A 20,606-nucleotide genomic window follows, 5' to 3' on the forward strand; every position below is an offset into this window, starting at 1 on the left:
CCGGGACGGAGGGCCGGCAGCACAGCATTGACACAAATCCTGTGAAGAGATAGGGTTCGCCGACCGATCTTCTCCACGGAGGGAGAACCTCGCAGACCTGCCCAGAAGTGCATTTCGCACGCGTGCGCAATTCGCGTACCGCCTGTGGCATCAAAGGAGTGATCGCCTTGAGCGCATCTCACGAGCCCGCCGGAGTCCCGGCCCTCAACCTGAAGGCCCAGTACCAGACCATCCGCGACGAGATCGAGCCGGTCGTCATGCGGGTGCTGGAGTCCCAGATGTTCGTCCTCGGCTCCGAGGTCAGCGGCCTCGAGGCGGAGGTCGCCGCGTATTGCGGCGTGGAGCACGGCGTCGGCTGTGCGTCCGGGTCCGATGCCCTGCTGCTCCCCCTGATGGCGCTGGACATCGGCCCGGGAGACGAGGTCATCACCACGCCGTACACGTTCTTCGCCACCGGCGGCGCGATCTGGCGGACCGGGGCCAAGCCGGTCTTCGTTGACATCGAGCCGGACACGTTCAACATCGATCCCCACGCGATTGAGGCGGCCGTCACCGACCGGACGCGGGCGATCATCCCGGTCCACCTCTACGGCCAGACCGCGGACATGGATCCGATCCGGGAGGTCGCCGCGAAGCACAAGCTCGCGGTGATCGAGGACGCGGCCCAGGCGATCGGCGCGGCCTATCACGGCGATCGGACCGGGACCCTCGGCGACGTCGCGGCGTTCAGCTTCTACCCGTCGAAGAACCTCGGCGGTTTCGGCGACGGCGGCATGATGACCACGGCGGACCCGGCGCTCTCACGCCGCCTGGCCCGGCTCCGGGTCCACGGGATGGAGCCTCGCTACCATCACCACGAGGTCGGCTTCAACTCCCGCCTCGACGCCCTCCAGGCGGCCGTCCTGCGGGTGAAGCTGCGGCACCTGGACGCCTGGACGGCGCTTCGCCGCGAGGCGGCCGATCGGTATCGCAGCCTCTTCGCCTCGCACGGACTGGAGGAAACGGTCGCGATCCCGCACGAGCGCCCGGGGCACTTCCACGTCTACAACCAGTTCGTGATCCGGGTGCCGGCCGTGCTCCGCGACCCGCTCCGCGAGCATCTCGCGGCCCGTAAGATTGGCACCGACGTCTATTACCCGATCCCGCTCCACTTGCAGGTCTGCTTCACGGCCCTGGGCCATCGCCAGGGGGACTTCCCGCACGCGGAGGCCGCGGCCCGCGAGACGCTCGCCTTGCCGATGTATCCCGAGCTGACCGATGCGGAGCAGCGGTTCGTCGTCGGCTCGATCCGCCAGTTCCTGGCCGGATACGCCTCGCCGTCGATGTCGACCGATCGTGCCGCCTGATCGATCAAGCGGCTGGCCGTCGCCGAAAACGGCGGCGGGATCGTGGCGGTCAGGGGCCTGGCCCCGGGACTGCCGCGATCCCGCCGCCGCATCCGCACGCTGCGGAGCGGGTGGCGCGTCTCTACGCGCAGAGGTTGAGGGCATGGTCCTGGCGAAGCCTCGTCAGGACCCTCTGATGGATTCGAGACAGCGTCGGCTCGGAACAGCCGATCCGGGCCGCCGCCTCCTGCTGCGACATCCCGTCGAGGTAGATGTAGCGCAGGGTGCGTGCCTGGTGGTCGGGGAGCCCGCGAGACAATCGCTCGACCCGCTCGGCGAACTCGAGCTCCGCCCCGACGCAGCCCTCGGCCTGGCGAAACTGGAGCGTCGCATCCTCCTCGAGGTCGGAGTCATAGAAGGTGTGCGGGACGCGCCCTTGCGGCCGGGCCCCCGGCTTGCCGCCCCGGATTTCGCTCCGCGTGTTCGCCAGGGCCCCGCGAATGTGGATGCGGGCGTACGCCGCGAAGTCGACACCCCGATCGGGGTCGAACACCTGGGCCGCCTCGACCAGCGCGACGAAGGCCGACTCTTGCCAGTCGTCGGCATGGCGGGGGAGCTTCTCGGTCATCTCGCATGCCATCCTGACCGCCAGGGGGAAGTAGCGGTCGGCGAGGCTCTTCTGGTCCTCGTTGAGGGGCTGGCGGGGGCGTCGCGGGGTGCAACGCTCCGGGAAGTCCGCGGCCGGCCCTTGAAGCTGACCCGCTCCGGCGCGGGCGGCCGAGTCCTCGGCCCCGGGCAAGGCCTTCGACGCCTGTCGATTGGGATTGGTGCGAGGCGAGAAGCCTCGACGATCGTCCGGACACGATCGATGGGGACGCGAAACGACGTCAACCACGAGTCCACCTCCTCGGCGAGAGAGGAGCAAGGCATCTTCGAATTGTTCTCGTTCGTCCACGACGGCGAACGGAGTTGCGGTCACTGGGTCATTCAAGGTGCATGTCGTTGGACCTTCGATCACACGTCGCGGCATCGTGACGCATCGGCGGGGCGGCGGGAGGGGATTCAGGCGTACCGTCGGCGCTTGGGGGTGGTGTCGGCGGGCGTCGGGGAGGGGGATGCGGCCGGGAACGGGATCGGGACGGCGGGGCGGGGCATGTCCGCCGCTGTCTCGGTGAGGGCGGTCAATGTGCAGGAGGGGGACGCCTCCGACCGCACCGCGGCCGACGACTCCAGGCCCTTGAGGAACTCGAAGACCTTCAGGGCGTCGTGATGTCCGGTCCGCAGGACCGCGAACTGCTCGCGGCGCTGCTCGCGGATCCGCACCAGACAGGCCCGGGCGAGCTCGAGGTTCGCCTCGGCGCCCTCCATGTAGATCCTCACCCGGTCCGCCCGATGCTCCAGCGTCTTCAGCGTCGCCAGGGCCCGCCGATTGCGACTCCAGATCTCGACGAGCCGCTCGGCAACGGCGAAGATCGGTCGACTCGACGGCGATCTCGGATAGACCACACGGTTGCGATTCGGTTCGGTAGATCTCATCTTCGGGATCAACTTTCTTATTAGGGATATCGATGCTTTCTTTCTCCCGACAATGCAATGTATGGTCTGTAGCATGAAAGTCAATTGGAAAATTTAGAGAAGCTGGGAGACATCAATAGGCGGACGTGCTAGCTTCTCCTCCCATTTTCTCCCCGTAAACTCTCGGGTCTGCGTCGAGCTAGGCTTTTTTAAGGCTTCTGGCCCTCCGGACGCTGTGTCGTCGAGCGGCCGGATGAACCCAGGAAATCCATCGGTGAGGCTCCCGATTTGAGTAGCAAGAAAGCCGGACGGCTGGATCGATCCGAGGGGTGGCGTGATTCGGTTCGCGAGTGTCTAGCCGCCTGGTACGACGAACACGGGCGGGATCTCCCCTGGCGGGGCGAGGGGGATCCCTATCGGGTCTTGCTCTCCGAGATGATGCTCGTGCAGACGACGGTGGCGGCCGTGATTCCCTATTTTGCAAGATTCCTGGAGCGATTCCCGGATGTGCAAAGCCTGGCCTCCGCCCCCGAGGCTGACGTCCTGAAGTCCTGGGAGGGGTTGGGATATTACCGGAGGGCCCGGCAGCTTCATGCGGCGGCGAAGGTGATCGTGGAGCGGCACGCGGGGACCATCCCGGCGGACGTGGACACCGTCCGCGCGCTGCCGGGCGTGGGGCGGTACATGGCCGGGGCGATCCTTTCATTCGCCTTCGACCGGCCCGAGCCGATTGTGGAGGCGAACACCCAGCGAGTCCTGGCGAGATTGCTCGGGTGGACAGAGGACGTCCGCTCGTCGAGGTCTCGTGAGCGGCTCTGGGAGGCCGCCGGTCGGCTCGTGCCCGAAACCGGGGCCGGTCGGTTCAACCAGTCGCTCATGGACCTGGGAGCGACGGTCTGCACCCCGAAGGCCCCCGCCTGCCTGATCTGCCCTCTGGCGGCACTCTGCGAGGCCCGGCGGCAGGGGATTCAGGATCGGCTTCCGGTCGTGGCCCCGAAGCCGGCCCCCCTGGCCGTGGCCGAGGCCTCCATCCTGGTGGAACGATCGGGGGAGCTGCTGGTCGTCCGCCGCGAGGAATCGGGCCTATGGGCGGGCTTCTGGGAGTTCCCGACCCTGCACCTGGAAGGGGCGAATCCCGCCGGACGCCCGGCCGTCGCCGGGCCGATGGACCTGGCGGATGGCGTAATGCAGTTGACGGGTGTGCACGTTCAGGTGGGCCCGGAGCTGCGGACGCTCACCTATGGAGTGACGAAGCACAGGGTCCTCGTGCGCGTCCATCCCGCGCGGGCCGTCTCCGGCGCCGACCGGCCCCGACCCGGGTCGGGGATGACCGACGCCCGCTGGGTCGCGCCGGCGGACCTGACGGCGCTCACCCTCGGGTCTCCGGCTCGGAAGCTGACGCGGTGGATCTTGGAGAACCCGGAGAAGCTGGGATGGTAGGGCCTCGGGGTGCACGCGTGTTGCTCTGCGACGCCGCGGGGGCGCAAACCAGGGCCGGCTGACGCCGGGCCGGGTCGCGCCGGAGGTGGACCTCCCGGTTCTGCCGTCGGCGCCGCCGGCGATCAGCCCGAGCGCACTTGCTCGTTATCGGAGGGTGCTCTAGAATGCAAGATGGGAGAGCGTGCTCGGCACGGGAAGTTATCGCCGCCCGGGGATTCTGGCGCTGACGACGTGTTTCCGCGTCGAGAACGGCGCGGGCGGCCTCTCGCCAAGATCCGGAGGAGGGGGCGGAGCGGGCCCGGGTCCGAGAAAGCCCGGGGCCCTGTCGCGGCGATCCGCGTCCTCTCCACCGGCCGGGCGGCGGCGGGACCGGAGAAGAGTCGAGGCAGGGAAGGCCGTGCCAGGCTCCAGCTCCGCCGGTTTCGGTCGGTTTCGTGTCAGTCTGGCAGCGATGAAGGGGTTATGCATGCCATCGGGTAAGGACATCTCGGGCGGCTCGGGCGGGGGAGGAAAGCGGACGGGCGGGGGGGGCTCCGTGTCGTCGGGTACGACGGGCGGGACCAAGAAGAACGCCTATTGCTCCTTCTGCCGCAAGAGCTTCCGCGATGTCGGCCCGCTGGTCGAGGGCCCGGGCGACGTCTACATCTGCGGCGACTGCATCGAGCTCTGCCAGTCGATCCTGGACGAGGAGCGGCGCCGTCGCGGTGTCCCCAAGACCCTGTTCACGGACATCCCCACCCCGCGCGAGATCAAGGACCAGCTCGACGCCTACGTGATCGGCCAGGACCGGGCCAAGAAGGTCCTGGCGGTCGCCCTCCACAACCACTACAAGCGGCTGGTGCACGGCGAGGAGCCGAACCAGGAAGTCGAGCTCGACAAGTCCAACATCCTCCTGATCGGCCCGACCGGCTGCGGCAAGACCCTGCTGGCGCGGACGCTGGCGCGGATCCTGAACGTCCCCTTCGCCATCGGCGACGCCACCACGCTGACCGAGGCCGGCTACGTTGGCGAGGATGTCGAGAACATCCTCCTGAAGCTCTTGCACGCGGCCGACTTCGACCTGGAGGCCGCCCAGCGCGGGATCGTCTACATCGACGAGATCGACAAGATCGGCAAGACCACGCACAACGTCAGCATCACGCGGGACGTCTCCGGCGAGGGGGTGCAGCAGGCGCTCCTGAAGATGCTCGAGGGGACCGTGGCCAACGTCCCGCCCCAGGGAGGCCGCAAGCACCCGGAGCAGCAGTACATCCAGATGGACACCAGCAACGTGCTGTTCATCTGCGGCGGCACGTTCACCGGCCTCGAGAACATCATCGCCCGCCGGGTCGGCAAGAAGACCATCGGCTTCGGCAGCCAGTCCCAGGCCGAGCAGCACACCGAGCTCGGCGAGCTCCTCGGCAAGGTGACCTCCGACGACCTCCTCGAGTTCGGCCTCATCCCCGAGTTCATCGGCCGGCTCCCCGTGATCTGCCCGCTCACCCCGCTGGACGTCAGCGCCCTGATCCAGATCATGACCGAGCCCAAGAACGCCCTGGTCAAGCAGTACAAGCGGTTCTTCGAGATGGAAGGGGCCGACATCGAGTTCACACCGGACGCCCTCGCCGAGGTCGCCAAGATGGCCAAGGCCAAGGACACCGGCGCCCGCGGCCTGCGGTCGATCGTCGAGGAGATCATGCTCGACATCATGTTCGAGCTCCCCGACCGGGCGTCCAAGGACAAGGGCAAGTTCCTGGTCACCGCCGAGGTCGTCCGCAAGGAGAAGAACCTCTTCGACAGCACCCCGGTGCCGCTGACCACCCCCAAGGGCGAACGCAAGAAAGAAAGTGCCTGAGTCGATCGAGTGTCCCGTCGCGCCCTGCCTTTCGGATTGGCGGCAGGACAGGCAGGAATGCCTGTCCTCCGAAATCTCGGACCCACCTGGCTTTAAACGCGGGGGACAGACATTCCTGTCTGTCCTGAATCCCGAATTCCGAGTGTTGGCAGAGCTCTAGCTCTTTCTTGCCATCGAGCGAAGCACATCCAGCCCGCGCCGGAGCGTTTCGTCGGATGTGGCGTACGAGATCCGGAAGTGGGTGTCGCGGCGGCTGAAGACATTGCCGGGTATGACGAGAAGCTCGCGCCGGATCGCCTCGGCGCAGAACTCGGAGGCCGTGCCCCACGGGGCCCTGGGGAAGGCGTAGAAGGCGCCCGCGGGGCGAGAGAGCTCGTAGAAGTCGGACAGGGCCTCGACGACCATGTCACGCTTGCGGGCGTAGGCTTCCACCTGGCCCGAGAAGTCGAGAGTGGCCTCCCCGCCCATCGCGCGGGCGACCCCGTATTGCAGGGGTGTCGGGGCGCAGACGAACGTGAATTGCTGGAGCTTGGCCATCTCCTGGATCAGCCGCGAGGGCCCGTGCGCGAAGCCGAGCCGCCAGCCGGTCATGCCGAGGGCCTTGCTGAAGCCGTCGACGACGAGCACGTCCTCGTTCCACTCGGCCGGCGATCGGAACTCGCCGTCGAAGCAGAGCGAACCGTAGACCTCGTCGCTGATCAGGAGGACGTCGCGCTCCTTGCAGAGCAGGGCGAGGGCCTTCAGGTCGTCCGCCGAGGCGACCACGCCGGTCGGGTTGTTCGGGCTGTTGACGACCACCGCCTTGGTGCGCGGGGTCATGGCCGCCGCGACCCGGGCGGGGTCGGGCCGGAAGTCGGGGTAGGTGTCCACCACCACCGTCCTGCCCCCGGCCATGGTCGCCTGATGCTGATACATCACGAAGTAGGGATCGAGGACGATCACCTCGTCGCCCGGGTTCACGGTCGCGATCAGGGCCAGCAGCATGGCGCCGGCGGTCCCGGACGTGACGATCACGTCGCGGTCGGCATGGCCGAGGTGGGCGAACGACCCTCGGATCTGCTCGCGCAGCTCCGGGATCCCGAGCGTCACGGAATACTGGTTGCGGCCCTCGCGGATCGCCGCGCAGGCCGCGTCCTTGATCCGATCGTCGACGTCGAAATAGGGGATGCCGATCGAGAGGTCGATCGGGTCCTTCATCGCCCGGGCCATCTCGAACGCCTTGCGGATGCCCGAGGCGTCGATCTGCTTCATCCGGTCGGCCAGCCAGGCGTCGTTCATGACGGGATCGCTCTCAATACGTGATCAGGCTGAAGACCTCGGGGGGCGACAGCTTCGCCCGGCCGCCCAGGAACGAAAGCTCGATCACGAAGGCGCAGGCGACGAGCTGGGCGCCGGTGGACTCCACGAGATCGATGCAGGCCTTCATCGTGCCGCCGGTGGCGAGCACGTCGTCGAGGAGCAGGACCTTGTGCCCCTTGCCGAGCGCATCGGAGTGGACCTCGAGCCGGTCGCTGCCGTACTCGAGCTGGTACTCCTGGGCGATCGTCGCGTAGGGGAGCTTGCCGGGCTTGCGGATCGGGACGAAGCCGGCCCCCATCACCATGGCGAGCGGCGCGCCGAAGATGAAGCCGCGGGCCTCGGCCGCGGCGATGACGTCGATGTCCCGGCCCTTGAAGTGGTCCGCGACCTGATCGATCGCGGAGCGGAAGGCTTGCGGGCTGGACAGGAGCGGCGTGATGTCCTTGAACTGGATCCCCGGCTTGGGGAAGTCGGGGATGTTGCGGATGTACTCGCGGAGGTCGATCGTCGCAGGCGCAGTCATGAACAGGGCGCTCCCGATGCGTCATTCGGAGGGCCGAAGGATCCGCCCCGGCGGGCAAGCCCTCACGGCCGATTCTCCCGGGCCGCGGCCGGCCCGGCCGCCCCTTCACTATGGGTGAACGGCGCCCGGTTGTCCAGCCGGGCGCCCGGACCCCGTAGCGAGGACGCCTCACCCCTTGCGTCGCGCCTTCGGGCCCTTCGGGTGGGCCTTGCCGGTCGTCGGCCTCGGGCTGGCCGACGCGGTCGACGTCGCGGGGCCCGTCGGAAGGAGCGTGGACGTGAGCGTCCGCTGCTTCGATCGGGAATTGAGGCCGGTGATGTAATCGGCCAGGGCGATGGGGTTGTTCACGAACGTGTTGGCGCCCGTGGGCTTGCCGCGGCGGGTCTTGGCCCGTCCCTGGGCCACGGCGTTCTGGGGCGCGTCGTAGCGGAGCACGCCGTAGATGCCGTTGGCGATGATCTGATTGGTCTGGACGCGGTTGTTCACGGGCAGGGCGTACACCGTCCCGTCGAAGTCGCGGCGAGTGATGTAGACCCCGACATAGATGTTGCCGGCGATGAGGTTGTCGGCAACGTTGTTGGTCGACGTCCCCAGGATGACGACGCCGTGCAACTGGAGCCCGTAGTAGACGGGGTTGCCGGCGGTCGAGATGATCGGGTTCGTCGTCGCGTTGACGTCCGCGGGATCCCGGGGGAAGGCCTTCTCTCCGCGGATGTTGGTGCCGATCAGGTTCCCGGAGATCGTGTCGTTCAGGCCGGTCGCGCTTTGGGAGCCCCCGACCTGGGACCCGCCGCCGGAGATCTCCACGCCGGCCAGGCCGTTGGCCGAGAGCAGGTTGTGCGAGATCAGGTTGTTCGGAGAGCCGTTGACGAAGATCCCGAACTCGAGGTTCGGCAGGGCGGCCATCCCGGATCGGTCGGTCCCGATGAGGTTCTCCTGCACGAGGTTGCTGCCGGCCGCGCCGGACGACGCGGAGGCGGTCGCCGGACCCGCTACGGTCACGCCGATCTGGTTGCCCGAGATCAGGTTGCCGAAGCCGTGGCCGCCGACCACGTTGTCATGGGCGTTGAGGATGTACACGCCGACGATCTGGGTGGGGACGGAATAGGGGACGCTGGGCGGCGCCGTGCCGGCGATGTTGGTGCCGATGAAGTTCCCCCGCACGAGGTTGCCCGTGGCGTTCGGCCCGGTGATCTCCACGCCGGCCTGGGCGTTGCCGGAGATGACGTTCCGCACCGTGGCCGGGGCGAAGCCGACCGGATCGAGGCCCTGCCGGTTCGGGTCGCTCGAGGCCCCGCCGATGATGTTGTTCGGCGAGCCGTTGATCAGGACGCCGATCTGGTTGACCACCACGCCCCCCGCGCTGAAGACGGGGCGGCCCGTCGCGTCGAGGCCGATCAGGTTCCCCTGGACGTAATTCGAGGTGACCCCCGGGCCCACGGTCTCGACGCCGATGTTCACGGCCGTGGTCGACGTCAGCGCCTCGGTCGCCTTGCCGGTGTTGCCGTCGCGGAGGTTTCCCTGGGTGATGAGGTTCCCCGCGCCGGGTGCCGCCCCGCCGATGACGTTGCCGTGGGCCTGATCGGCGATCAGCACCCCCACGACGTTGGTGAGGTTGGCCGCGCTCGAGGGGCTTGTCCCGTCCCGCCCGACGCCGATGTAGTTCCCCTCGATCAGGTTCCCGAACGACGTCGCGCCGATCCGGACTCCGGCCTGGGCATTGCCGGAGATCACGTTGCGGGGCGTGAGCGGCACGTTGCTGCCGTCGATCGTCCGGTCGTCCGCGCCGCCGATGAGGTTCCCCGAGACGTTGTCGAGGAAGACCCCCTGGACCTGGGGAGAGCCCTCGAGCCGGGCCGAGCCGGTGCGGTCGGTGCCGATGAAGTTGGCCGCGACGTGGTTGCCCGTCGCGTCGATGCCGGTGAGCTGGGTGATGTAGACGCCGCTGGCGCTGTTCCCCGAGATCAGGTTCTGATAGCCCACGCCGCCGATCAGGTTCCTCTGGGCGCTGAGGATGTCCACGCCGTCGGAATTGGGGACCGCCGCCATGCCGGCGGCGTCGGTGCCGATGAAGTTCCCCTGGATGGTGTTGCCGGAGGTCGGCAGGTTCGGCACCGGGCTGAAGAGGGTGATGCCGGCCTGGGCATTGCCGGAGATCAGGTTGCCCTGGGACACTCCCAGGGTGATGGCCGACGCAAGCTGGCCGCCGGAGCCGCCGTCGACGCCACCGATGTCATTCTGGGATGAGCCGTAGATGAACACGCCGCTGCCGCCGTTCGCGACCCCGTGAGTACCCCGCTGGTCGGTGCCGATGAAGTTGCCGCGGAGGATGTTGCGATACTGGCCCTGGGCGGGGTTGGGCGTGGCCTCGGTGGCATAGATCAGCACGCCGTGCTGGCCGTTCCCGGAGATCACGTTGCCGATCAGGCTGTTGGGGCCGGCCAGGAGGGCGCCGCTGGTCGCGGTGGCGTTCAGCCCGGTGCTGTCCAGGTAAATGCCGTTCCCCTGGTTCGGGATCTTCTTGCCAGTCGCGTCCAGGCCGACGAGATTCCCGGAGATGGTGTTGCCGGCCGTGTTCGTCCCGAAGAGGTGGATGCCGTTGCCCTGGTTGCCGGAGATCGTGTTCTGCGCGATCCGATTGCCCACCGCCTCGGCATTCGTGTTCGAGTCGCTGCCGCCGATGAGGAAGATCCCTTCCGAGGTATTCCCGAGGTTCGGATGGCTGTCCCTGTCCGTGCCGATGTAATTGAGCTCGAGCGTGTTGTAATCGGCGTTGTTGGCCAGCAGGATCCCGTAGAGGAGATTCCCCGAGATGGTGTTGCCGGAGACCTCGTTGTAGGTCCCCCCGCTGATGACCAGGCCCGAGACGCGATTGGGGTTCGTCAGGTTGCCGTTCGAGTCCGGCTTCATGCCCAGGCCGATGAGGTTGTTCCTGATCTGGTTCCGGGTGGCCTCGAGTCGCGTCGAGCTCGAGGCGTCGCTCCCCTCGGAGATGAAGATCCCGCTGGCGAGGTTGCCGGCGATCACGTTCGACGCCGCGGCCACGTCGCCGCCGATCGTATTCTCGCTGGACCCGTTGATGAAGATCCCGTTCGAGGAGTTCCCCAGCCCCCGGGCGTTGGCGGAGTTGGTCCCGATCCAGTTCCCCTGGACCACCACGTTCCGGGATTGGAGCAGGTCGATGCCGTTGGCCCGGTTCCCCGCGATCAGGTTGCGGTCGGAGTCGGCGGTCCCTCCCACCGTGACCCCGCCCTTGATGTTATCCAGGAAGAGCCCATCGGACCCGTTGCCGAAGTAGACGGCGGGAACGAGCGGCGGATTGCCGCCGCTCGCCGGTTTGGTCGGATCGGTCAATTGCTGGACCAGGGCCCCGGACCGGTCGGTGCCGATGTAATTCCCCCGGATGGTCAGCGCGGCGGTCTGCGCGCCGCCGGCGAGGTGGATCCCGGCGCCCCGGTTGGCGGAGATCAGGTTGAAGGCGATCTCCGCGTTCGGGGCCCCCAGGAGGAAGATGCCGTCGGACAGGTTACCCACGGTGGAGGCGGCCGAGCCGGTGGGCGAGACGACCTCGCCGCTTCGGTCGGTGCCGATGTAGTTCCCCGAGATCACGATCGGATCGCCGGCGGTCCCCGCCCCGCGGATCTCGATCCCCCGGCCGAGGTTCCCCGAGATCACGTTCGAAGGGCCCGCCGGGAGCGAGCCCGGGAGGGGCCTGACACCGACGGTGACCCCCTGCACGCCGTCGATGAGGATGCCGTCGAGCACGTTGCCCACAGGTCGCAACTGAGGGTCGATCGCGGTCACGCCGTCCGCGGCGAGTCCGATGACATTGCCGCCGACCGACACATTCGCCACGACGCCGTTGGCGACGCCCGCCGTGTGCTGGATCGTGACGCCGCTGAGCCCGTTTCCGGAAATCGTGTTCCCCGTCACGGCCGCGGCGGGCACGGAGCCACCCTTCGTCGTCGCGCCCGAGGCCTGTTCGAGCAGGATGCCGCTCAGGCCATTGCCCTGCGAGATCGCCGTGACGGGATCGTAGACCTGCTTGCCGTCCGGCGTGGTGCCGATCAGGTTCCCGCTGACCACGACGAGCGTGGCGGCCGGGGGATTCGAGGAGCCAGGGCCCGCGCCCCGGAGGTCGCCGACGAGATGGATGCCGTTGAGCACGTTCCGAGAGATCAGGTTGTTCAGGATCGTGTTGGCGACGGCTCCGGCCGAGGGCGGCGAGCTGAACGAGATGTAGATGCCGTCCCGGGAATTCCCGGAGATCGTGTTGCGCTCCGCCGCCGAGGCCCCGCCGATCGAGTTCCCCGACCCGCCATCGAGCCAGATCCCTCCCCCCCTGTCGGACAGGCCGGCCCCGTTGCCGAGGGGGACCGTGCCCGTCAGGTCGGTGCCGATCCGGTTCCCCGCGACCTGGTTCCTGTCCGCGGAGTCGAGCTTGACGCCGGCGAACAGGTTGCCGGAAATCACGTTGGCCACCGGGCCTACCGCTGCCCACGGCAGGTCCGCGGAATAGCCGATCGCGTTGGAGTTCGCGCCGCTATCGAGGAGGACCCCGATCCGGTTGGCATAGCTCCCGCCGCCCGAGTTGCCGGTCGGGCTGGTGCCGATGAGCGAGTTCGCGACCACGTTCCCAGACGAGCCGGCCCCCGTGATGTGGATGCCGGCATCGGCCGAAGTGCCCCCTCCATTCCCCGAGATCAGCACCCGAAGCGCGTTGTCGGTGGTCGCGGATCCGATCGTGTTGCCGGTCGAGTCCGAGACCCGGATCCCGTCCCCCTTGTTGCCGTTGTTCTTGTTGTCGATGGCCACGGTCGTGCCGATCGTCGTGTTCACGATCGTGTTCGATCGGGATCCCGAGCGGCCGTCGGGATTGCCCGCGATCCGGATCCCGACGCCGTTCGCCGCCACGAAGACGCGGTCCGCGAGGGCCTCACCGCCGATCGTATTGCCCGCGCCCCCCTCGAGGAGGATTCCGATCGCGTTGCCGTGGTTGGCGAGCGGGTCGTCGGGATCGATCCCGAAATAGCTGCCGCGGATTCGGTTCCCGCCCGAGTTGATCACGAGGCCCGACCCGGCCCTGAAGCCGAAGAGGCTCAGGCCGGCGATCACGCTCTGATCCGAGCCCGGGGCGAGGACAAGGCCGTCGAAGGTGCTCCCGGCGTCGGCGGGCGTGAGCCGGGCGTTACCCAGTCCGTCCATCGTCACCCGGTGGGTGATCGGCTGGAGGGCCGACTGGAGTGCGATGACCTGGGGTGATCCGAACAGGTCGGGATCGAACTTGATCGTGCCGTCGGCCGCCTGCCCCAGGCCGTTGACGTACACGATGACATTCCGGAGCGAGCCCGTGCCCGTGTTCGCGACGGTGCTGACGACGTTGGGGGCCTGGGCGATGACGACGTTCGAGAACGGGGACGTGCTCCAGAGGTCCGTGCCCGCGGAATTGTCGTCCTGGGTGGAGGTCACCAGCAGCGACTTGCCGGTGAGATCGGCGAGGACGTCGAATTTGACGTCGTACGAATGGCTCGGCCCGTCCGGGCTGGGCGTCCCCGTCGCCCGGGTCAGGAATCGCCGCTGCAGGGGGGCGTGCGTGGTCGGGTCCTCGGTGATCTGATACAGCTCGAAGAGGGGGGCGGCCGTCCCCAGCGGAGTGACGGCGACGGTCGCGGTGACGATCAGATTCTGGTACGAGGCGGCCTGGAGCCCGGGGCTGCCGAGGCTGCCGTTGGCCCCCGCGGACAGGACGATGTCGGAGGACTGGACCGGCGATTGCGAGGGGCCGTTGGCCTTCAGGTACAGGTTCCCGTTGATCCGGTTCGCCGTCCCGGAGGCGACCGAGATGCCGGCGCCCGCGTTGCCCCCGATGGTATTCCCGCCCGCGGAACCTTCGGCGCCCTTCGCGGAGCCGATCGTGTTGTCCACGGCGCCGTCAATCAGCACGCCGATGTTGTTGGGCAGGCTCGCGGCCGTGGCCAGGTCGGTCGAGCTGATGCCGATGAGGTTCCCCTGGACCGAGTTCCCGGTGGCGCCCGCGCCGAGCCGAATCCCCGCACCCGACGCGAAGCCGATGACGTTGGCCGTGCCGCTCGCGGTGCCGCCGATCGTGCTGGCCTGGCCCAGGATGTTCACGCCGTTGACCGTCCCGGCTCCGAGATCGGCGCCGGATGCATCGGTCCCGATGAAGTTGTTGGCGACGACCGTGTCCCTGGCCGCGGCGGCGATGAGCACGCTCGTGACGTTGAAGCCGAACGTGTTGGCGGTCGTCCCGCCGATGGTGTTGCCGGAGGCGGCCGAGACCTGGACGCCGGTCGTGTTCGCGATGTTGTCCCTGGTCGCCGCGTCCGCGACGCCGATGAAATTGCCCGCGACCACGTTCCCGCCGGACGCCAGGGAGATGCCGATCGCGTTGCCGCCGATCACGTTGCGGGCCAGGCCCGCCCCGCCGATGGTGTTGCCGGAGCCGGCGTCCACGACGATGCCGGTCCCGTTGCCCGGCCCGAGGAGCTTGCCCGTCGCGTCGAGGCCGACGCCGACGAAGTTGGACCGGATGACGTTGTCGCTCGAGCCCACATGGACCGCCGCGCCCGCGAATCCGAGGAACGAGAGCCCCTCGATGGTGCTCCCGGATGAGCCCGCGCCGAGATCGATCCCGAAGGAGGCGGCCGACAGCTTCGAGCCCACCAGGAGGATCAGTGGCGTGGCGACATAGCCCGGCTGGCTCGTGCCGTTGATGGTGATCCCGGTCGTGATCGTCGGCAGGGGGGCATCGAGCGTGAGCACGTGCGGGCCGGCCCCGGGGATCGCGAACGTGATCTCCGTGCCGATACCGGCCATGACGTTGAGGATCGCCGAGCGGAGCGACCCCGAGACGCCGTCCTCGGTGCTCGTGACCACGAGCGCGCTGCCGATCGAGACGGCGTTGGAGAAGGCGGAGGTGTTGCCGCCTCCGTCGCTGACCGTCACCAGGATGGAATCGCTGATCGAGATCCCGGCGACGTCGAAGGTGAACAATTGAGAGGAGGTCGACAGCATCGCCCCGGCGACGGTCGTCCTGTAGACGCGCGAGGTCCCGCCGATGTAGACCTCGACATTCACCGGCTGAGAGCCCGCCACCGGCAGGCTGACGGCGATCGTCAGCTTCGTGTTCGAGTCGCTGAGCGAGGCGCTCGCCAGGACCGGCGCGGCGATGTTGCCGTTGGCCCCGGGGGCGAGGGCGATGTCGGCGGTGGGCACGGGCCCGCCGACGTAGCGATTCCGGCTGACGAGGTTGCCGCTGCCGGCCAGGATCGACACGCCCTGGATGGCGTAGTTGGCGATGACGTTGGCCTGGCTGGCCGCCGGGCCGCCGACGGAGCTGCCGCTCCCGCTCTGGACCTGGACCCCGATGTTGTTGGTGAGGATGCCGCCGGAGGCGTCGGTGCCGATGAAGTTCCCCTGGACGACCGTATTCGCCGCTCCACCGCCGATCTGGACCCCGGCGACGGAGGCGAAGCCGATGACGTTGGCGGCGGCGGCCGTGGCGCCGCCGACCGTGTTGCCGGAGCCGGTGACGGCCACGTCAATGGCGTTGCTGAACGTGGGGGGCGACCCGGCGACGCCGCGGGTCCCCAGCCTGTTGCCGGTGACCGCGTTCGAGCCGCCCTCCAGCGCGATCGCCGCGCCGGAGCCGAGGAAGTCGATCGTGTTGCCGGAGATGACGCCGTTGTTGCCCTGGACGCGGACGCCGAACAGGCCCCCCGCGCCCAGGTTGTGGCCCGAAGCATCGGTGCCGATGAAGTTGTTCGAGACGACGGCGGACGTGACCGCGGCGGCGACCAGGACGCTCGTGCCGTTGAAGCCCAGGATGTTGGCGGCCGAGCCGCCGACGGTGTTGCCGGCCGCGGAGATCGACACGCCCGTGGAGTTGGCGACGCTGTCGTGTGTGGCGGCGTCGGCGACCCCGATGAAGTTGCCCAGGACGACGTTGCCGCCCGAGGCCAGGGAGAGCCCCGTGGTGTTGAGGCCGATGACGTTCCGATCCGCGGCCGCCGAGCCGCCGACCGTATTGCCGGAGCCGGCGTCGATCAGGACTCCGGTGCCGTTGCCGGGGCCGGCGGCCTTGCCGGTGGTGTCGACGCCGATGAAGTTGGCCGCGATCCGGTTGTTGCTCGTCTGGACGCGGATCGCGGCGCCGCCGAATCCGCCCAGGGCCAGGCCTTTCACCTCGCTCCCCCCGGAGCCCGTCCCCAGGACGATTCCGTCGGACGAGCCGGCCAGCGAGGAGCCGATCAGGATCACCGTGGGCGTCCCCGCGTAATCGGGCTGGCTCGTGGCGTCGATGATGATCGGCTTCGTGAGGGCGGGAAGGGGCGTGCTCAGCGTGATGACGTGCGGCCCGGCGCCCGGGATGTTGAAGGTGATCACGGGGTTCGAGGCCGCCAGGGCGTCGGTGATGGCCGTCCGGAGCGACCCCGAGCCGCTGTCGCCCGTGGTCGTCACCACCAGGGCGTTGCCGATGCTCGCGGCGTTGGAGAAGGGGGAGGTGCTCCGCGTCGCGTCGGTGGCCGTGACCAGGATCGTGTCGGCGGTCGTGATGCCCGCCACGTTGGGGAGGGTGATCTGCTGCGGCGTGGTCGTCAGGCTCTGGCCGCTGATCGTCGTCCGGAAGGTCCGCGAACCACCGGCCCCCAGGCTGTAGACTTCCAGGTCGACCGGCTGGGTCCCGCCGGCCGGCTGGCTGAGGGAGAGCGTCAGGGTGCTGGCGATCTGGTCGACCGACACGCTGTTCAGGACCGGCGCGGCGATGCCGTTGTTGGCGCCGGGCGCGACGATGATGTCCGTCGCCGCACCGGATCCCCCCGCGTAGAGGTTGCGGCTGACGAGGTTGCCGGACCCCGTCAGGACGGAGACCCCTTGCTGGGTGCTGAAGCCGATCGTGTTGGCCAGCCCGGCGGCGCCGCCGATCGTGTTGCCGCTCGAGTTGAGGATCTGGATCCCATACGCGTTGCCGCGATTGGCGGATCCGGCCGAGTTCGTACCGATGAGGTTGGTGCCGATCAGGTTGCCGGCCGAGGTCGGCCCGGTGATCAGGATGCCGGCGCCGGTGTTGAAATCGATCTGGTTGCCGGCGGCGGCGCCGCCGATCGTGTTCCCGCCCGCCCTGTCGATCTGCACGCCGAAGAGGTTGTGCAGGTTGGCGCCGGCGGCGTTCGTGCCGATGAAATTGCTCTCCACCCGGTTCGTGGCCGCCGAGGTCCCGCTGATCAGGATGCCGGCGTTGCTGCTGAAGCCGATCGTGTTGCCGTCGTTGGCCCCGCCGATCGTGTTGGTGGCCCCGCTCACGAGCACGCCGACGGCGTTGCCGCGATCGACCGACGCGGTCGCGTCCGTCCCGATGAGATTGCCGCCGATCCGATTCGCGGCGGCGGCGGAGTCGAGCTCGATCCCCGCGGCCGTCGCGAAGTCGATGATGTTCCGCTCCCCGGCCGCCGAACCGCCGATCGTGTTGAGCGACCCTCCCGCGACCAGGATCCCGCGGGCCATGCCGCCGAAGTTCGTGCCGCTGGAATCGGTGCCGATGAGGTTCCCGAGCAGCACGTTGTTCTGGACCGCGCCGAGGTTCACGCCGACCGCGTCGGAATGCAGGACGTTGCCGCCGCCGGCCGCCGTGCCGCCGATCGTGTTGCCGTTCGACTGGACGAGGATGCCGTTGCCGTTGAAGCCGAAGATCGTCAGCCCGTCGATCAGGCTGCCGTCCGACCCGGCGGCGAGGGTCAGGCCGTCCCCCGACGGCAAGGCGCCGCCGTTGATCTCGACGACCGCGGCCTTCCCCAGGAAGGTCGCCTGGCTGGTGCCGTCGATCGTCACCCCACCCGTGATCGCCGGCAGGACGCCGGTGGCCGCCGCCAGGTCGATCCGATAGATTCCCGTGCCGTTGTCGGGGATGTTGAACGCGATCGTGTCCGGGCCGACCGCGCCGTTCGCCCCCAGGATGGCCTGTCGCAATGAGCCCGCGCCCGTGGCGGCGGTGTTGGTTACCAGGAAGTTCGCCAGCAGCACACGCTCCTCGAACCGCTCGCAATGGAGTGCGGTCCGCGGCCCCTTCCCCCGGATCCGACTCCGCCGCCTTGCCCGACCGAAGAGGCTCATTCGAGAGTCCTGTACCTGGGAGTCATGTACGGAGGAAGCGCATCCGCTGCCGGGTCGCGAGCCGGCACGCAAGCTGTCCGAACCGGGGCCAATCCACCCCTGCGGCCTCACGCGACGATCAATCACCCCGCGAAATGCCCTATCAATCAAGCTCTCGGAACGACTCCCGAAGTTGCCCTCGTTCCGCACCTTGCCAGGATGTGAGCGGACCCGAGCCGCAGCTTACCCATCGTTCCTTGGACTTCCATCGTGGAATCAATCAATCATCGTAGTGTGAATCGGACCGGGTCGCAACAACCTCGTCGGAAATCCCGTCCGGTGTCGCGATTCGGCCGCGAACGGTGGACGAAGATCAACGAAGCGGTCCGGAAACGATGAACAGTCACTCGTCCACCGAATTAACCAATCCATTCTAACCGAGGATTCACGGGACTGGGTTCGTAAAACCCGTAGTTTGCCCAGATTTTCTTTCCTGGAGGGAACTCGAGGGTAAAGGGAGGAGGTGGGGCGTGGCATCGCGGTGCGGTGCGCATGTTCGGAGAGCGGAATCTCCTTGAAGTCCCGCGCAGGCTCACCAGTCTTCGAGGCCAGGGCCGGGCCCGGGAAGATGGGCCTTGATGGCCTTGATGAGGAGGGCGGGATCCTCGCTGAGCTGAGAATCGAAGGCGCTCACCACCCGCGGTTTCCCACTTGCATCCGAGAGGGTGACGGCCGTGTGGATGGGCTGTCCCCAGATGTCGTGGCGCGTCCTGACGGTGCAGGCGGCGACCTCCGACCACGGGACGAATCGACGCCCGACGCGGAGCCCGGGGGCGTAGCCCATGTATCCGGAGGCGTCGGCCCACGCCTCGGGCTTGCCGCGAGCCCGACGGCGGAACCAGCCGATGGCGCCGAGCGCTCCGGGTCCCGAGATCCCGATGAGGAGAATCCCCCAGAGGGCCTGGTCTCCGTGGCGAAGGTCGATCCAGGTGATCGCGATCATGAGCAGGCAGAACGCGAGGCAGGCCACGCCCAGCAGGGAGAAGAGCCGGGGGTTCAAATGGACCTCGACTCGTCCCTCGCCCGCGCCCTCGGGAATGGCTTCGAAATCGGGTCGATACCACACCTCGACCGTCGTGCCGGTTCGCGAGAGGCCGTGCCAGCGGAAGATGCGATCGACCGTGAGACTCGCCAGGACGAAGCTCAGGGTCGAGAGGGCGACACCCCAGTCCCGAAAGACTCGCCCCTGGATGCCGAGGAGTCGGCAGAGTCCGTAACCGAGGACGAGCTCGGCGATCAGGTAGAGAACCCAGGAAAGGAGGAAGAGGACGAAGACGGTCGCCTTCGGCGGGGACTCGATCGAGGGCTCCCGGATCGGCTTCCCGGCTGAGAGCTGTTGTTCATCGTACACCCGGCCGCCCTCCCAGGGTCAGACGACGCATCGCGTCGCGTCGAGCACGCGCGATCATACCCCAATCGCCGGCCGCTGTCCCTGGACCCGCCCGGTCGGGCGGAACGGCGGCGAGGGGAAGGGAGGGCCATTCCCCTCGCCGGACGCCGTTCAATCGCGTCGGCGACGGGCGGCGAGGCCGAGCCCGAAGACCGCCGCCGAGCCCAACATCACGACGCTGGCCGGCTCGGGGACCGCCGGCGTCACGAGCTGGCCGGTGAATCGCGTATCCGCGCCGCCGGAAATGCCCCCCTGGTCGATGTGGGTCTCGCCGCCTCCGGTCAGCGAGTCCGCGATCAGCGAGCCGTTGAGCTGGCCGCTGTTGAAGGTGACGCTGGCCTTCGTGGCCAGGACCGTCCCGTCGATGCCGATGCCGTTGATGTTCACGCTGGTCGCATTGACGAAGTTCCAGAGGATGTGCGACGAGGTGATGCCGCCATCCAGGAAGAAGCCGCCGGTCCAGTTGGACACGTTGCCGTCGACGTTGATGATCACGGTCGAGCCGGCCTTGCCATTGACGTGGAACTCCGACGCGCCCGACATCTCGCTGCCGAGCACGTTGAACACCTGCAGGCCGGTCGCGGACGAGCTGCCGAACGTGAGCTTGTAATTGTACTCGCGGGTGACGTAGGGATCGCTCGCGTTGAACTGCGCGGTGGAGATCGCCACAAGGTCGGTCTTCACCGCGGAGAAATCGATCGGCAGGGTGCTGGTATGGGTGATCGAGCCCCCCACGCCGGAATCGGTGATGGTGCCCCCGACGACGCCCGTCCCGGTGGCGAGCTCGCCGTTGGTCCATTTCAGGTTCCCGCCCACGACCAGCGTGTTCGGGACCGGGAAGCTCGAGGAGCTCGAATTGCTCGAGTGCGCGATCCCGAAACTCGAGAAGGTCGCATCGCCGCCGACCGCAACCGGGCCGCGGCTGTCCGAATTGGACCGTGTGGAGCTGCCGAAAATGAACTCGCCGTAGTTGCCGGCGATGCCCAGCATGCTGTCGGCCCTGGCCCGGCTCGTGCCGGACGTGGCGAGAACCAGAACCGCTGCCGCGATCAGACCTCGGAGATGGAGCATCAGCTATTGCCTTCTTCTTGGGATTCCCGCCGACCGTGC

Annotated in this window: 10 protein-coding genes; 3 read left to right on the top strand and 7 right to left on the bottom strand. The window is 68.1% G+C overall.

From position 1 onward, the window contains the following. Window positions 1–167 precede the first annotated feature (167 nt). Window positions 168–1,346: a DegT/DnrJ/EryC1/StrS family aminotransferase gene (locus tag G6O54_RS16745; RefSeq protein ID WP_250846936.1), complete on the top strand. Its 1,179-nt coding sequence runs from the start codon at window positions 168–170 to the stop codon at window positions 1,344–1,346. A gap of 121 nt (window positions 1,347–1,467) precedes the next feature. Here G6O54_RS16745 and G6O54_RS16750 read toward each other — a convergent pair whose 3' ends face one another. Then, window positions 1,468–2,220, bottom strand: coding sequence for a sigma-70 family RNA polymerase sigma factor (locus G6O54_RS16750; RefSeq protein WP_165226804.1), 753 nt, complete (start codon window positions 2,218–2,220; stop codon window positions 1,468–1,470). 167 nt (window positions 2,221–2,387) lie between these two features. Beyond that, a complete protein-coding gene (locus G6O54_RS16755; protein WP_165226805.1) occupies window positions 2,388–2,861 on the bottom strand; it encodes a hypothetical protein in 474 nt (157 codons plus the stop codon). Between the two features lie 267 nt (window positions 2,862–3,128). On the opposite strand from G6O54_RS16755, the gene mutY reads away from it, so the two are divergent. After that, window positions 3,129–4,280, top strand: coding sequence for an A/G-specific adenine glycosylase (gene mutY, locus G6O54_RS16760; protein WP_165226806.1), 1,152 nt, complete (start codon window positions 3,129–3,131; stop codon window positions 4,278–4,280). Between the two features lie 466 nt (window positions 4,281–4,746). Then, entirely contained in the window at window positions 4,747–6,114 is a 1,368-nt protein-coding gene (gene clpX, locus G6O54_RS16765) for an ATP-dependent Clp protease ATP-binding subunit ClpX (RefSeq protein WP_165226807.1), read from the top strand. Window positions 6,115–6,270: 156 nt separating this feature from the next. On the opposite strand, the gene G6O54_RS16770 is transcribed toward clpX, so the two are convergent. The 5 genes from G6O54_RS16770 to G6O54_RS16790 form a co-directional block, all read right to left on the bottom strand. Continuing rightward, window positions 6,271–7,392, bottom strand: coding sequence for a pyridoxal phosphate-dependent aminotransferase (locus G6O54_RS16770; protein WP_165226808.1), 1,122 nt, complete (start codon window positions 7,390–7,392; stop codon window positions 6,271–6,273). A gap of 13 nt (window positions 7,393–7,405) precedes the next feature. Then, the gene (locus tag G6O54_RS16775) at window positions 7,406–7,936 is read right to left on the bottom strand and encodes an adenine phosphoribosyltransferase (protein WP_165226809.1); all 531 of its coding nucleotides are present in this window, start codon (window positions 7,934–7,936) and stop codon (window positions 7,406–7,408) included. Between the two features lie 168 nt (window positions 7,937–8,104). Continuing rightward, window positions 8,105–18,067, bottom strand: coding sequence for a right-handed parallel beta-helix repeat-containing protein (locus tag G6O54_RS16780; protein WP_165226810.1), 9,963 nt, complete (start codon window positions 18,065–18,067; stop codon window positions 8,105–8,107). A gap of 571 nt (window positions 18,068–18,638) precedes the next feature. After that, complete coding sequence (locus G6O54_RS16785) at window positions 18,639–19,457, bottom strand: hypothetical protein (protein WP_165226811.1); 819 nt, start codon at window positions 19,455–19,457, stop codon at window positions 18,639–18,641. A 150-nt stretch (window positions 19,458–19,607) separates the two neighbouring features. After that, entirely contained in the window at window positions 19,608–20,567 is a 960-nt protein-coding gene (locus tag G6O54_RS16790; protein WP_165226854.1) for a choice-of-anchor A family protein, read from the bottom strand. Between the last annotated feature and the right edge of the window lie 39 nt (window positions 20,568–20,606).

Origin of the sequence: Aquisphaera insulae (assembly GCF_011064615.1) — a bacterium.
GTDB classification, from domain to species: Bacteria; Planctomycetota; Planctomycetia; order Isosphaerales; family Isosphaeraceae; genus Aquisphaera; species Aquisphaera insulae.

Excerpts from the sequence above, each read along its gene's own strand:
- G6O54_RS16770 (WP_165226808.1), bottom strand. The coding sequence starts at position 7,392 with ATGAACGACGCCTGGCTGGCCGACCGGATGAAGCAGATCGACGCCTCG.
- clpX (WP_165226807.1), top strand. The coding sequence starts at position 4,747 with ATGCCATCGGGTAAGGACATCTCGGGCGGCTCGGGCGGGGGAGGAAAG.
- G6O54_RS16790 (WP_165226854.1), bottom strand. The coding sequence starts at position 20,567 with ATGCTCCATCTCCGAGGTCTGATCGCGGCAGCGGTTCTGGTTCTCGCC.
- G6O54_RS16755 (WP_165226805.1), bottom strand. The coding sequence starts at position 2,861 with ATGAGATCTACCGAACCGAATCGCAACCGTGTGGTCTATCCGAGATCG.
- G6O54_RS16780 (WP_165226810.1), bottom strand. The coding sequence starts at position 18,067 with ATGAGCCTCTTCGGTCGGGCAAGGCGGCGGAGTCGGATCCGGGGGAAG.
- G6O54_RS16775 (WP_165226809.1), bottom strand. The coding sequence starts at position 7,936 with ATGACTGCGCCTGCGACGATCGACCTCCGCGAGTACATCCGCAACATC.